1 pseudogene is annotated in these 352 nt (G+C 72.2%); it reads left to right on the top strand.

From position 1 onward, the window contains the following. Positions 1-236: 236 nt before the first annotated feature. A pseudogene (locus PUR56_RS00600) lies at positions 237-352 on the top strand (FAD-binding protein); the annotation flags it as partial.

Below are 352 nucleotides of genomic sequence, written 5' to 3'. Positions count from 1 at the left end.
AAGTCGGACCGGCCGACTTCCTGTGCGCGCGGTGGGGCGGGCCCGGAACAGGACGATGCCGGCCTTCGAGAGGAGTCTCGAAGGCCGGAATCACGGCAGCGGAGTCGGGCTCAGCTCACCGAGGAGTAGGCGATGATGCCCCGGCGCACCGCCAGCAACAGGCGCCCGTCCGGGGTGACGTCGAAGGAGACCGGCAGCACGGCCGGCAGTGCGTGCTCGGTGTACACCACGCGTCCGACGGGCACGGCCGGACCACCGTCCCCGGCCTGTACGCCTGCGGCGAGGTGGCGTGCACCGGGGTGCACGGCGCCAACCGGCTGGCCTCCAACTCGCTGCTGGAGGGCCTGGTCTT

Origin of the sequence: Streptomyces sp. BE303 (genome assembly GCF_036290945.1) — a bacterium.
Taxonomy (GTDB): Bacteria; Actinomycetota; Actinomycetes; order Streptomycetales; family Streptomycetaceae; genus Kitasatospora.
This window is presented reverse-complemented; position numbering and strand designations above follow the sequence as displayed.